The organism is Pseudomonas sp. MYb2 (assembly GCF_002979955.1).
Taxonomy (GTDB): Bacteria; Pseudomonadota; Gammaproteobacteria; order Pseudomonadales; family Pseudomonadaceae; genus Aquipseudomonas.
The window spans coordinates 37920-52185 of the sequence record NZ_PCQC01000031.1 but is presented as its reverse complement, the minus strand read 5'-3'; the positions used below and the strand labels follow the sequence as shown (position 1 = coordinate 52185).

13 protein-coding genes are annotated in these 14266 nt (G+C 60.3%); all 13 read left to right on the top strand.

Features of this window, described 5'->3' with window-relative positions; genetic code table 11:
• A partial coding sequence (locus CQ009_RS30160) for a hypothetical protein (RefSeq protein WP_218276287.1) occupies window positions 1-205 on the top strand: 205 nt, incomplete at its 5' end.
• A gap of 447 nt (window positions 206-652) precedes the next feature.
• Window positions 653-2782 carry a flagellar biosynthesis protein FlhA gene (gene flhA / locus CQ009_RS29235; RefSeq protein ID WP_064390872.1) on the top strand — a complete coding sequence of 710 codons (2130 nt, stop codon included), beginning with the start codon at window positions 653-655 and terminating at the stop codon, window positions 2780-2782.
• Between the two features lie 11 nt (window positions 2783-2793).
• The gene (gene flhF, locus CQ009_RS29230) at window positions 2794-4134 is read left to right on the top strand and encodes a flagellar biosynthesis protein FlhF (RefSeq protein WP_008077677.1); all 1341 of its coding nucleotides are present in this window, start codon (window positions 2794-2796) and stop codon (window positions 4132-4134) included.
• 116 nt (window positions 4135-4250) lie between these two features.
• A complete protein-coding gene (gene fleN, locus CQ009_RS29225) occupies window positions 4251-5081 on the top strand; it encodes a flagellar synthesis regulator FleN (protein WP_003222917.1) in 831 nt (276 codons plus the stop codon).
• Window positions 5078-5818, top strand: coding sequence for an RNA polymerase sigma factor FliA (gene fliA / locus CQ009_RS29220; RefSeq protein ID WP_007920004.1), 741 nt, complete (start codon window positions 5078-5080; stop codon window positions 5816-5818). Before fleN ends, fliA begins: the two co-directional genes overlap by 4 nt.
• Window positions 5819-5984: 166 nt before the next feature.
• Entirely contained in the window at window positions 5985-6356 is a 372-nt protein-coding gene (locus CQ009_RS29215; protein ID WP_024012118.1) for a chemotaxis response regulator CheY, read from the top strand.
• 18 nt (window positions 6357-6374) lie between these two features.
• Entirely contained in the window at window positions 6375-7163 is a 789-nt protein-coding gene (locus CQ009_RS29210) for a protein phosphatase CheZ (protein ID WP_007920000.1), read from the top strand.
• 53 nt (window positions 7164-7216) lie between these two features.
• The gene (locus tag CQ009_RS29205; protein ID WP_105709439.1) at window positions 7217-9487 is read left to right on the top strand and encodes a chemotaxis protein CheA; all 2271 of its coding nucleotides are present in this window, start codon (window positions 7217-7219) and stop codon (window positions 9485-9487) included.
• A 49-nt stretch (window positions 9488-9536) separates the two neighbouring features.
• A complete protein-coding gene (locus CQ009_RS29200) occupies window positions 9537-10685 on the top strand; it encodes a chemotaxis response regulator protein-glutamate methylesterase (RefSeq protein WP_105709438.1) in 1149 nt (382 codons plus the stop codon).
• Window positions 10685-11425: a flagellar motor protein gene (locus CQ009_RS29195; RefSeq protein ID WP_008077689.1), complete on the top strand. Its 741-nt coding sequence runs from the start codon at window positions 10685-10687 to the stop codon at window positions 11423-11425. Before CQ009_RS29200 ends, CQ009_RS29195 begins: the two co-directional genes overlap by 1 nt.
• A gap of 12 nt (window positions 11426-11437) precedes the next feature.
• Window positions 11438-12328, top strand: a complete 891-nt coding sequence (gene motD / locus CQ009_RS29190) for a flagellar motor protein MotD (protein ID WP_064390875.1) — start codon at window positions 11438-11440, stop codon at window positions 12326-12328.
• 43 nt (window positions 12329-12371) lie between these two features.
• Window positions 12372-13160 (top strand): ParA family protein, encoded by a 789-nt coding sequence (locus CQ009_RS29185; protein ID WP_007919990.1) that lies wholly within the window; start codon window positions 12372-12374, stop codon window positions 13158-13160.
• Between the two features lie 116 nt (window positions 13161-13276).
• Complete coding sequence (locus tag CQ009_RS29180) at window positions 13277-14236, top strand: CheW domain-containing protein (protein WP_105709437.1); 960 nt, start codon at window positions 13277-13279, stop codon at window positions 14234-14236.
• Window positions 14237-14266: the final 30 nt, after the last annotated feature.

Below are 14266 nucleotides of genomic sequence, written 5' to 3'. Positions count from 1 at the left end.
TTGGTTTGATCATGGTGAAGCTCCTTTGAGGTGGAGCCGCTACAACCTGTCGCTAAACAGGAGGGGTGGCGGCTGTACGCAGGTTAGCGAACCGGTCAAAGGCACCCGGCAGACCCGAAGGTCTCCCGCATACAGCCACCATGACGAAATCGCGAAAATACAGATCCGCAACGAAGCCTGGAACGCCGATGCACCTTTGACTTGAGTTCGAGTCGCTAAACCCGATCGCTGATTCGTCAGCGACCGACCCACAATAGAACCCGACCCCAAAGCGCACAAGCCGGCGGATTCTGGCTTGGCTGTAGGCAAAGGCGCAAGGATTTGTAGCCTCAAAGGCGTGTCTGGAGGTGTCTTTTAAACGCCAGAGTTTAAGAAGCGCATTGCGCTGACTGCACTGGCCCCTTCCCGAGCAAGCTCGCTCCCACATTTGGAATGCGGTCCCCCTGTAGGAGTGAGCCTGCTCGCGATGGGGCTTTTTCAGTCGATGGATTCGAACCAGACAGACCGCTATCGCGAGCAGGCTCACTCCTGCATGAGTCATGTTTTCTCTCCCGATTTCACTCCCCGGCAAAAGTTGGAAAGCTTCTTGCAGTACCCGCCGTGAGCCCGCTCTGGGCGTCAAAAGTTTGCTTTAAAGGAACGGGGAAAACCGGTGGATCGCTCTCAGTTATTCAACACTGCTCGCACGAATGTTGCCGACCTCAGTCGAGGCAATCTGGGCGTGCCGTTGTTGCTGCTGGTTATGTTGGCAATGATGATGTTGCCGATTCCGCCGTTCCTGCTCGACGTGTTCTTCACCTTCAACATTGCCCTGTCGATCGTCGTCCTGTTGGTCTGCGTGTACGCACTGCGGCCGCTGGATTTCGCCGTGTTTCCGACCATTCTGCTGGTCGCGACCTTGCTGCGGCTGGCGTTGAACGTAGCGTCGACGCGCGTTGTGATGCTCCACGGTCAGGACGGCCACGCCGCTGCCGGTAAGGTGATCCAGGCCTTCGGTGAGGTGGTGATCGGCGGTAACTACGTGGTCGGTATCGTGGTGTTTGCGATCCTGATGATCATCAACTTTGTCGTGGTCACCAAGGGTGCCGGGCGGATTTCCGAGGTGAGCGCGCGTTTCACCCTCGATGCAATGCCCGGCAAACAAATGGCGATCGACGCCGACCTCAACGCCGGTCTGATCGATCAGAATCAGGCCAAGATGCGCCGTCAGGAAGTTGCCCAAGAGGCCGAGTTCTACGGTTCGATGGACGGTGCCAGCAAGTTCGTCCGTGGTGACGCCATCGCCGGCCTGCTGATTCTGTTCATCAACCTCATTGGCGGCATGGCCGTCGGTATCTTTCAGCACAACATGAGCTTCGGTGATGCCGGCAAGGTTTACGCTTTGCTGACCATCGGTGACGGTTTAGTGGCGCAATTGCCATCACTGTTGTTATCTACAGCAGCGGCGATCATGGTGACCCGTGCTTCCGGTTCGGAAGACATGGGCAAGCAGATCAATCGCCAGATGTTCGCCTCGCCAAAAGCGCTGGCGGTGGCTGCCGGCCTGATGGCGGTCATGGGCCTGGTGCCGGGCATGCCGCACTTCTCCTTCCTGAGCATGGCGGCACTGGCCGCTGGCGGCGCCTACCTGTTCTGGAAGAAGCAGAACGTCGCCAAAGTGGTCGCGCTGGAAGAGGTCAAGCGTCAGCAGGAACTGCTGCCGTCGCCGGCCCGTGCCATGGAAACCAAGGAGCTGGGCTGGGATGACGTGACGCCGATCGACATGATCGGGCTGGAGGTCGGTTATCGCCTGATCCCGCTGGTGGATCGCAACCAGGGCGGGCAATTGCTGGCGCGGATCAAGGGCGTGCGCAAGAAGCTCTCGCAGGATCTGGGCTTCCTGATGCCGACCGTGCACATCCGCGACAACCTCGATCTGGCGCCAAGCGCCTATCGCCTGACCCTGATGGGGGTGATCCTCGCCGAAGCCGAGATCTACCCGGATCGCGAACTGGCGATCAACCCGGGCCAGGTCTACGGCACGCTCAACGGTATCAACGCCAAAGATCCGGCTTTCGGTCTGGAAGCGGTGTGGATCGAAATCAGCCAGCGCGCCCAGGCACAATCCCTCGGTTACACGGTGGTTGACGCCAGCACCGTGGTTGCCACGCACTTGAACCAGATTCTGTACAAGCACTCCAGTGAGCTGATCGGCCACGAGGAAGTGCAGCAACTCATGCAATTGCTGGCCAAAAGCTCGCCGAAACTGGCAGAAGAGCTGGTGCCGGGCGTGGTCACGTTGTCGCAGTTGCTCAAAGTGCTGCAAGCGTTGCTCGCTGAACACGTGCCGGTGCGCGACATCCGCAGCATCGCCGAAGCCATCGCCAACAACGCCGCCAAGAGTCAAGATACTGCCGCGTTGGTGGCTGCGGTGCGGGTCGGCGTATCCCGCGCCATCGTCCAAAGCATTGTAGGCACTGAGTCGGAGCTGCCTGTGATCACCTTGGAGCCAAGGTTGGAACAAATATTGCTCAATAGTCTGCAGAAGGCAGGACAAGGCTCGGAAGAGGGCGTTCTGCTGGAGCCAAGCATGGCCGAGAAGCTGCAGCGTTCGCTCATCGAAGCGGCGCAGCGTCAGGAAATGCAAGGTCAGCCGGTTATCCTGTTGGTAGCAGGTCCGGTGCGCGCGATGCTTTCGCGCTTCGGCCGCCTCGCAGTCCCTGGATTGCATGTGCTGGCCTACCAGGAAATACCGGACAACAAGCAAGTGACCATCGTTGCGACAGTAGGGCCCAACGGCTGAGGTAGTGGTTTATGCAAGTTAAGCGTTTCTTTGCCGCCGATATGCGTCAGGCCATGAAGCTGGTTCGTGATGAGCTGGGCGCTGATGCCGCCATCATTGGCAATCGCCGCATTGCCGGCGGTGTCGAACTGACGGCGGCACTGGATTACAAACTGTCGGCGCTCGCGCCACGGGTTCCGAACATGGAACTCGAAGACGAGCTGCGCAAGACCCAGTCGCGCATCGTCACCGCCCAGGCCGAGTTGAGCCTGCGTGGCGAAGCCGACGGCAATAGCAATCGCCAGATCTTTGCCGGGCTGCCGTTGACGGCTGGCCTGCCACTGACCGCTGCCGAACCGCTGAGCGAACCGACCTACGCCGCTCCGGCGCGCCCGGCGCCGGCGCCTGCGCAGTCCTCCGGCGGCGTGGATCCGCGTGCACTGGATTCGATGCGCTTTGAATTGAACAGCCTGCGCGAGCTGATGGAAGTTCAGCTCGGCACCCTGGCCTGGAATCAGCTGCAAGGCAGCCGTCCGGCGCAAGCCAACCTGTATCGCCGTCTGCAACGTATCGGTCTGTCCGGGCCGTTGTCGCGCGATCTGCTGGCGATGATCACCGATATCGAAGAGCCGCGTCAGGCCTGGCGCATGTTGCTTGCGCACCTGGCGCGGATGATTGCCGTACCGGAAGTCGAGCCGCTGGAAGAGGGCGGTGTGATTGCGATGGTCGGCCCTGCCGGCATGGGCAAGACCACCACGCTGGCCAAACTGGCTGCGCGTTATGTGCTCAAGTACGGCGCGCAGAATGTCGCGCTGGTGAGCATGGACAGCTTCCGCATCGGCGCGCAGGAACAACTGAAGACGCTGGGCCGTATTCTCAATGTGCCGGTGACTCACGTCGATCCGGGCCAGTCGCTGGTTCAGGCACTGGATCCACTGCTGCGCAAGCGCGTGGTATTGATCGATACTGCCGGCCTGCAAGCCAGCGATCCAGCCCTGCGCATGCAGCTGGAAAGTCTGGCTGGGCGTGGCATCCGTTCAAAAAATTATCTCGTGCTGGCAACCACCAGCCAGAAACAGGTTCTAACGGCCGCTTATCACAGTTACAAGCGTTGTGGGCTAGCTGGCTGCATCCTGACTAAACTGGATGAAACAGCAAGCCTGGGCGAAGTGTTGAGCCTGGCGATCAGTCATGAATTGCCGGTCGCGTACCTGACCGATGGCCCACGGATTCCGGATGATTTGCATCTGCCGCGCCGTCATCAACTGGTCAGCCGCGCCGTCAGCGTGCAAATGCAGGAAGAACCCAGCGAAGAAGCCATGGCTGACATGTTCGCTGATATCTATCACAGCCCGACCAAGCAGGTAGGCTGAGGTATTCATGAACAGTTTTTGTACCTACATCGATGGTCTGCCATGCATTGTTCCGGTTGTGAACGCGCAGCCAGTAATGTGGCCTCCGTCTATGCAAGACAAGGTAAAGAAATAACATGGGCAGCATGCATCCCGTACAGGTGATCGCGGTGACCGGCGGCAAAGGTGGCGTCGGCAAGACTAACGTGTCAGTGAACTTGTCCCTGGCGCTGGCAGAGCTTGGCCGTCGGGTCATGCTGCTGGACGCCGACCTGGGACTGGCGAACGTCGACGTTTTGTTGGGTCTGACCCCTAAACGCACGCTGGCTGACGTCATCGAAGGCCGCTGCGAGCTACGCGACGTCCTGTTGCAAGGCCCCGGCGGCATTCGCATCGTCCCGGCGGCGTCCGGCACGCAGAGCATGGTCCACCTGAGCCCGGCGCAACATGCCGGTCTGATTCAGGCGTTCAGCGACATCGGCGACAATCTCGACGTACTGGTGATCGACACCGCTGCGGGTATTGGTGACTCGGTAGTCAGTTTCGTACGCGCAGCGCAGGAAGTGTTGCTGGTGGTCTGCGACGAGCCGACCTCGATCACTGACGCCTACGCGCTGATCAAATTGCTCAACCGCGATTACGGCATGAACCGCTTCCGCGTCCTCGCCAACATGGCGCAGAGCCCGCAGGAAGGGCGCAACCTGTTCGCCAAGTTGACCAAGGTCACGGATCGTTTCCTTGACGTCGCTCTACAATACGTCGGCGCCGTGCCTTACGACGAAAGCGTACGCAAAGCGGTGCAGAAGCAGCGTGCAGTCTACGAAGCCTTCCCGCGCTCCAAGTGCGCGCTGGCGTTCAAGGCCATTGCACAGAAGGTCGACACCTGGCCGCTGCCCGCCAACCCGCGCGGCCACCTTGAATTTTTCGTCGAGCGTCTCGTGCAGCAAACGGCAGGGCCCGTGTTATGACCGCTAGCGGTATGAATTACTACAAGAAGTCGGCACGCGACGCTCAGTACGAGCTGATCGAGCGTTACGCGCCACTGGTCAAACGCATTGCCTATCACTTGCTGGCGCGGTTGCCGGCGAGTGTGCAGGTCGAAGACCTGATCCAGGCCGGGATGATCGGCCTGCTCGAAGTCTCGACCAAGTATGACGCCAGCAAAGGCGCCAGTTTCGAAACGTATGCGGGCATTCGAATCCGCGGCGCGATGCTCGACGAAGTGCGCAAAGGGGACTGGGCTCCACGCTCGGTTCACCGCAATACCCGTATGGTCAGTGACGCAATTCGCTCAATTGAAGCTAAAACCGGCCGTGACGCTAAAGATCACGAGGTTGCAGCCGAACTCCAATTGAGTCTCGACGATTACTACGGGATTTTGAATGACACCTTGGGCAGCCGCCTGTTCAGTTTCGACGACCTGTTGCAGGACGGCGAACACGAAGGGCTGCACGAGGATGGCGCCAGTGCTCATCTTGAGCCGTCGCGCGATCTGGAGGATGAACGCTTCCAGGCAGCGCTGGCGGACGCGATTGCCAATTTGCCGGAGCGTGAGCGACTGGTGTTGGCGCTGTACTACGACGAAGAGCTGAACCTCAAGGAAATCGGTGAAGTCCTTGGCGTCAGTGAATCGCGGGTCAGCCAGTTACACAGCCAGTGCGCGGCCCGTTTGCGGGGGCGTTTGGGGGAGTGGCGAGCGCGCTGAAGGCAGTGTGGGGACACTGCGAACGAGGCTGGTGCGGTGATGAACGGCACCGGTCTTGCTCTGTTGTGCTCCAGACAGTCTTTGAGTGCTGCGCCGATTGATTGAAGTGGCGCGTCCAGGTGCTGGGCGCGTTTAAGACTGCTTGGAGGTCGAATTGAACAAAGACATGAAAATCCTCATCGTTGATGACTTCTCAACGATGCGGCGGATCATCAAGAACCTGCTGCGTGATCTTGGGTTCACCAACACCGTCGAGGCCGACGATGGCACTACCGCCATCCCGGTGCTCAACAGCGGAAGCATCGACTTTCTGGTAACGGACTGGAACATGCCGGGCATGACCGGTATCGACCTGCTGCGTCACGTGCGTGCCGATGAAAAGCTCAAGCACCTGCCGGTACTGATGGTGACGGCTGAAGCCAAGCGCGAGCAGATCATCGAAGCCGCTCAGGCCGGTGTGAACGGCTACGTAGTCAAACCTTTCACGGCTCAGGCGTTGAAAGACAAAATCGAGAAGATTTTCGAACGCATCGGCTGATGAACGCGCGGGGGAGCTATGGAGCATAACGAATCTTCACAGGGCGATTTCGAGTCGACCCTGAAAAAACACGCGGTCGAACTGGTCGAGAGCCTTGAAAAAGGCAGGTTCGGCGACGCTGTGCAACTGATCCATGAGCTCAATCAGACCCGTGACCGTGGCCTGTACCAGGAAGTGGGCAAGCTCACACGTGAACTGCACAGTGCGATCGTCAACTTCCAGATCGATCCGAACATGCCGCAGGCCGAGGAAGTGTCGCAAATCACCGACGCCACCGAACGCCTGGGCTATGTGGTCAAGCTGACAGAAGCCGCGGCCAACCGCACCATGGATCTGGTGGAAAGCGCCACGCCGGTGGTCAACAGTCTGGCTGATGAAGCCCAGACCTTGAGTGCCGATTGGGGTCGCTTCATGCGTCGTGAAGTCGGAGCTGAAGAGTTCCGCGAACTGGCGCGCCGGGTCGACGGTTTTCTGTCACGCAGCAGCACGGACAACCGTGCGGTGTCGAGCAATCTCAACGACATCCTGCTGGCCCAGGATTACCAGGACCTGACCGGTCAGGTGATCAAGCGTGTGACCCAATTGGTCACCGAAGTCGAAAGCAATTTGCTCAAACTTGTCCTCATGGCCAGTCAGGTTGACCGCTTTGCGGGCATTGAACATGACCGTGCCGCGATGCTTGCAGAAAAAGATCCACAAAAACATCTCTCGCAGGGTGAAGGTCCGCAGATTCATGCCGATAAACGAGAAGACGTTGTGTCCGGTCAGGACGATGTGGACGATTTGTTATCCAGCCTTGGATTCTAGAGTTTTGGAATTTGGGTTTTTTGGGTTTTTAGACCTGTAGGAGCACCCCATTAATGAGCTTCGGCGCCGATGAAGAGATCCTTCAGGATTTCCTGGTTGAGGCCGGCGAGATTCTTGAGCAACTGTCCGAACAACTGGTCGAGCTGGAAAGCCGTCCGGATGACGCAGATCTGCTCAACGCAATTTTTCGCGGTTTCCACACTGTAAAAGGGGGCGCCGGCTTCCTTCAGCTCAATGAGCTGGTGGAGTGCTGTCACATCGCCGAAAACGTGTTCGACATCCTGCGTAAGGGTGAGCGTCGCGTTGATGCAGAACTGATGGACGTTGTCCTCGAAGCACTGGACGCGGTGAACAGCATGTTCAGCGAAGTCCGCGAGCGTGCGCCGATCACTGCTGCCACCCCGGAACTGCTGGCCGCCCTGGCGCGCCTGGCCGAACCGCAATCGGCAGACGCTGCTCCGGCTTCGCCGGTGGCCGAGATGATCGAAGAACTGGTCGTCGAAGGCGACGCGTCGGGCGACATCACCGATAACGAATTCGAACAGCTGCTGGATTCGCTGAACGCCGTCAAGGCCGAAGCCGAAGCCCCGGCCGCTGCTGCACCTGCGCAAACGGCCAATGAAGCCGCGAGCGATGAAATCACCGATGCCGAGTTCGAGTCGTTGCTCGATCAGTTGCACGGCAAGGGCCAGTTCGCCGTGGACGCAGTTGCGCCAGTTGCAGCAGCCCCTGCGGCGCCGGCCAAGGGCGACAGCTCCGACATCACCGACGACGAATTCGAAGCCTTGCTCGATCAGTTGCACGGCAAGGGCAACTTTGCCGTGGATGCGCTGGAGTCGGCGATTGCCTCGGCACCTGCGCCAGCCGCACCGGCTGCTGCGGCGGCCGGCAGCGATCTGATCAGCGATCACGAGTTCGAATCGCTGCTCGACGAATTGCACGGCAAAGGCAAGTTCACCGAAGTCGGCACCGCCGCTGCTGGCAGTGCTTCGACCGTCGCCACGCCTGCTGCCAAGGCGCCGGCCGCAGCGCCAGCGCCCAAGCCTGTTGCCAAGCCTGAACCGAAAGCCGAAGCGCCAAAACCGGCTGCCGCTGCTGCACCGGCTCCGGCCCGTGCGCCGGCGACACCGCCAGCGGAAAAACCGGCGAGCGAAGCCGAAACCACCGTGCGCGTCGACACGGCACGTCTCGACGAAATCATGAACATGGTCGGCGAACTGGTACTGGTGCGTAACCGTCTGGTGCGCCTGGGCCTGAACAGCGGCGATGAAGCCATGCAAAAGGCCGTGTCGAACCTCGACGTGGTCACGGCTGACTTGCAGACCGCCGTCATGAAGACGCGGATGCAGCCGATCAAGAAGGTCTTCGGGCGCTTCCCGCGTCTGGTTCGAGATCTGGCGCGTCAGCTGAAGAAAGAGATCAACCTGGAACTGGTGGGTGAAGAAACCGACCTCGACAAAAACCTTGTCGAGGCCCTGGCCGACCCGCTGGTCCACTTGGTGCGCAACGCTGTCGACCACGGCATCGAGTCGCCGGAAGAACGCGAAGCGTCGGGCAAGGCCCGTGGCGGTCGCGTGGTGCTGGCGGCCGAGCAAGAGGGCGACCACATCCTGCTGTCGATTTCCGATGACGGCAAAGGCATGGATCCGAACGTCCTGCGCGCCATCGCGGTAAAACGCGGTGTGATGGACAAGGACGCGGCCGATCGCTTGAGCGATACCGAGTGCTACAACCTGATTTTCGCCCCGGGTTTCTCGACCAAGACCGAGATCTCCGATGTGTCTGGCCGTGGTGTCGGCATGGACGTGGTGAAGACCAAGATTTCCCAGCTCAACGGTTCGATCAACATCTACTCGACCAAGGGCCAGGGCTCGAAGATCGTCATCAAGGTGCCGCTGACCCTCGCGATCATGCCAACCCTGATGGTCATGCTCGGCAATCAGGCGTTTGCGTTCCCGTTGGTCAACGTCAACGAAATCTTCCACCTCGACCTGTCGACCACCAACGTCGTCGACGGTCAGGAAGTGGTGATCGTGCGGGACAAGGCGCTGCCATTGTTCTACCTCAAGCGCTGGCTGGTCAGCTCCGCCGCTCACGAAGAGCAGCGTGAAGGCCACGTGGTGATCCTTTCGGTGGGCACGCAGCGGATCGGCTTCGTCGTCGATCAACTGGTCGGCCAGGAAGAAGTGGTCATCAAGCCATTGGGCAAAATGCTGCAGGGCACTCCGGGCATGTCCGGCGCCACCATTACCGGTGACGGCCGCATCGCGCTGATTCTCGATGTTCCAAGCATGCTCAAGCGTTACGCCGCACGGCGTATTTGAATCCGGGGCGGCGGGGCGATGACGTCCCGCTGCACCTAATGGAGTGTTTATGGCAGTCAAAGTCCTGGTGGTGGACGATTCGGGTTTTTTCCGCCGCCGCGTCTCGGAAATTCTTTCTGCGGATCCGAGCATTCAGGTGGTCGGCACCGCAACCAACGGTAAAGAGGCGATCGATCAGGCGCTGGCGCTCAAGCCGGACGTGATCACCATGGACTACGAGATGCCGATGATGGACGGCATCACGGCGGTGCGGCACATCATGCAGCGCTGCCCGACCCCGGTGTTGATGTTCTCCTCGCTGACGCACGAAGGCGCCCGGGTCACCCTCGATGCGCTGGACGCCGGCGCGGTGGATTTCCTGCCAAAGAATTTCGAAGACATCTCGCGCAATCCCGAGAAGGTCAAGCAACTGCTGTGCGAGAAGGTCCATAGCATCTCGCGCAGTAATCGTCGTTTCAGTGCTTATAGCGCGCCGGCTCCAGCGGCTGCACCAGCACCGACGCCTGCTCCGGCGCCGTCGAGTTTCGGCAGCCACGGCAGCAGTCACAGCACCAGCGCGCCGGCACGTCCGGCTCCAGCGCCGGCACCGACTCGCGCCCCGGCCGCCAGCGCTTCGTCGCCCGCGCCGAAACGCAAAGCCTACAAACTGGTTGCCATTGGTACGTCGACGGGCGGCCCGGTTGCGCTGCAACGCGTGTTGACGCAGTTGCCAGCGAACTTCCCCGCGCCGATCGTGCTGATCCAGCACATGCCGGCGGCGTTCACCAAGGCTTTTGCCGAACGTCTCGACAAGCTCTGCCGCATCAGCGTCAAGGAAGCCGAGGATGGCGACATCCTGCGTCCGGGCCTGGCGCTGTTGGCACCGGGTGGCAAGCAAATGATGATCGACGGCCGTGGCGCGGTGAAGATTCTGCCGGGTGACGAGCGTTTGAATTACAAGCCGTGCGTGGACATCACCTTCGGTTCCGCAGCCAAGTCCTACGGCGACAAAGTTCTGGCGGTGGTGTTGACCGGCATGGGCGCCGATGGCCGTGAAGGCGCGCGCCTGCTCAAGCAGGGTGGCAGCTCGATCTGGGCGCAGGATGAGGCCAGTTGCGTGATCTACGGCATGCCGATGGCTATCGTCAAAGCTGACCTCGCCGACGCGGTGTACAGCCTCGACGACATCGGCAAGCACATTGTCGAGGCGTGTATCTGATGGATGTTTTAAGCCTTATCGGGATCATCATGGCGTTCGTCGCCATCATCGGTGGTAACTACCTTGAGGGTGGTCACCTCGGTGCGCTGGCCAACGGCCCGGCGGCATTGATCGTACTGGGCGGCACCATCGGTGCCGCACTGCTGCAATCGCCGATGAGCGCGTTCAAACGCGCCATGCAGATTCTGGCGTGGATCTTCTTCCCGCCGCGTGTGGACTTGGCCGGCGGCATTGATCGCGTGGTCAACTGGAGCCTCACTGCGCGCAAGGAAGGCCTACTCGGTCTGGAAGGCGTGGCGGATGCCGAACCTGACAACTACTCGCGCAAAGGCCTGCAACTGCTGGTCGACGGCGCTGAGCCGGAAGCGATCCGCAGCATCCTTGAAGTGGATTTCTACACCCAGGAAGCGCGCGACATTGAAGCGGCGAAAGTCTTCGAAAGCATGGGCGGTTACGCGCCGACCATCGGCATCATCGGTGCGGTGATGGGCCTGATCCACGTGATGGGCAATCTTGCTGATCCGACCCAGTTGGGCAGCGGCATTGCTGTGGCTTTTGTCGCGACCATCTATGGCGTGGCCAGTGCCAACCTGATCCTGCTGCCGGTGGCAGCCAAATTGAAGTCAATCGCGTTGCGGCAGTCGCGTTATCGCGAAATGTTGTTGGAAGGCATTTTGTCGATCGCCGAAGGTGAAAACCCTCGCTCCATTGAGTTGAAGCTGCAAGGCTTCATGGATTAAGGGAATAACCTCATGGCTCGTCGCAGGCATCAGGAAGAACACGTCAATCACGAGCGCTGGCTGGTGTCCTACGCGGATTTCATCACGTTGCTGTTCGCGTTCTTCGTAGTCATGTACTCGATTTCGTCGATCAACGAAGGCAAGTACAAAGAGATTTCCGAAGCGCTGGTCGGCGTCTTCAAAGACTCCGATCGCGCGCTCAAACCGATCCAGATCGGCGACGAACGACCGAAAACCGTGACCCCGGCCAAGCCACTGGTCAAGGACGCCGAGCAGATCGACGCCGGTATCGCCGGCGCCAGCGATCCGCTGAAAAGCATCGCCGATGACATCAGCGCCGCCTTCGGTGACCTGATCAGCTCCAACCAGATGACTGTGCGTGGCAACGAGCTGTGGGTCGAGATCGAACTCAACTCCAGCCTGTTGTTCGGCAGTGGCGACGCCATGCCGAGCGACATCGCCTTCAACATCATCGACAAGGTGGCGGCGATTCTGAAACCGTTTGATAACCCGATCCACGTTGAAGGTTTCACTGACGATCAGCCAATCCGCACCGCGCAGTACCCGACCAACTGGGAGCTGTCTTCGGCGCGTTCGGCGAGCATCGTGCGCATGCTGGCGATGCAGGGTGTGAACCCTGGCCGATTGGCATCGGTGGGTTACGGCGAGTTTCAACCGGTGGCCAACAACGCTACCGCTGAAGGCCGGGGGAAAAACCGCCGGGTGGTTCTGGTGGTCTCGCGCAATCTCGATGTACGTCGCAGCCTCACGGGCACCGGAACCGCCAATGCGCAACCGGACGCCGCATTGAAGCGTGCTGGCACACAAACTGCACCGACCCCGGTCAAGACGCCGGGACGCGAGAGTGCCGTCAATTCTCCGTCACCCGCATTAACACGCTGAGCTATGTCTCGGTCGAGCATATCGGCCGGGAGGAACGAACTGAATGAGAGTCTGGGCAGTCGCCAATCAAAAGGGTGGTGTCGGTAAAACCACATCTTCCATCGCTTTAGCCGGATTGCTGGCCGAGGCGGGCAAGCGCGTGGTTGTGGTCGATCTCGACCCGCACGGCTCGATGACCAGCTATTTCGGCTACGATCCCGACAGCCTGGAACACAGCAACTACGACCTGTTTCTGCACAAGGGCAGCGTGCCGCAAGGCCTGCCGGGGCAGTTGCTGTTGTCGACCAGCGACGAGCGAATTTCCCTGCTGCCATCGAGCACCGCACTGGCGACCCTTGAGCGTCAGTCGCCGGGGCAGAGTGGCTTGGGTCTGGTGATCGCCAAGAGTCTGGCGCAACTGTGGCAGGACTTCGATTACGCGGTGATCGACAGCCCGCCGTTGCTCGGCGTGCTGATGGTCAATGCGCTTGCGGCGAGCCAGCAGCTGGTGATCCCGGTGCAGACCGAACACCTGGCCGTCAAAGGTCTGGAGCGCATGGTCAACACCCTGGCGATGATCAACCGCTCGCGCAAACAGGCGCTGCCGTTCAGCATCGTGCCGACCCTGTTCGATCGCCGTACACAGGCATCGATGCATACCTTGCGCGTGCTGCGGGACAAATTCCCCGAGGAGATCTGGCAGGGTTACATCCCGGTCGATACTCGTCTGCGCGACGCCAGCCGGGCCGGTGTCACGCCTTCGCAATTCGACGGCAAGAGCCGTGGCGTGCTGGCCTACCGCGCGCTGCTCAAGCACCTGTTGGCGCAACAACTTGTTCCGCAGGTGGCTTGAATGATTTTGACTTGTGTAGGAGCTGCCGAAGGCTGCGATCTTTTGATCTTGCTTTGTGGCGTTCCTGAAAAGATCAAAAGATCGCAGCCTGCGGCAGCTCCTACATGGGGTTGCGTATGAATCGCCCAGTCAAGCTCACCTCGCGTCCGCAATTGGCGTTGCAGTCTTATCTGGATAATTTGCTGCAGGAAATTCCTGAGGAGCTGCCGCCGGTCATTGAGGCGCAGCCTGAAGTTGTCGAAAGCACTGAGGCGCTGGACGAGTTCCAGGCAGCGGTACTGGAAGAGCAGGCGCGTGATGCGCAGAAGGCTGCCCGGCCTGCTGCGCCGGTTGCCGCGCCTGCCGCCGCAGCGGTGACCAAAGCACCGATTGCATTGATCGAAGAAGCCGAGCCGGTTCGCGCGTCCGTTTCGACTTTGGCGCCGCTGCTGCAAACCCAACTGCTGAAAACTGCGCCGGAACCGGCCGTGGTCGAGCCCGCTCCAGCTCCGGTTGCGCCCGCGCCTGTCGAGCAGACGCTGGTGCCGCCGCTGGTCGAAGTGCATCTGCCGCCGAACAACACGCCGCCACCGGTGGAAACCGATGGTCGCCCGGCCTGGGCCTCTGAAGCCTTCGAATGCCTGCTGTTCGACGTCGCCGGCCTGACCCTCGCGGTGCCGCTGGTGTGCCTCGGCTCGATCTATTCGCTGGCCGGCCATGAGCTGACGCCGTTGTTCGGTCAGCCGGAATGGTTCCTCGGGATCCTGCCTAGCCAGGCCGGCAACCTGAAAGTCTTGGACACCGCGCGCTGGGTCATGCCGGATCGCTATCGCGATGACTTCCGTCAGGGCTTGCAGTACGTGATTTCGGTACAAGGTTACGAGTGGGGGCTGGCGGTGCATCAGGTCAGCCGCTCGTTGCGTCTGGACCCGAATGAAATCAAATGGAGAAGTCACCGGGGTCAGCGGCCATGGCTCGCCGGCACCGTGATTGAGCACATGTGTGCATTGCTTGACGTTTCCGCACTGGCCGAGTTGATCGCCAGCGGTGGGGCAAAGCACCTCGGCGGCCACAAGCCGCTACATAAACCGACATAGCAGCCGACATAACAATCAGGCGACGGCATT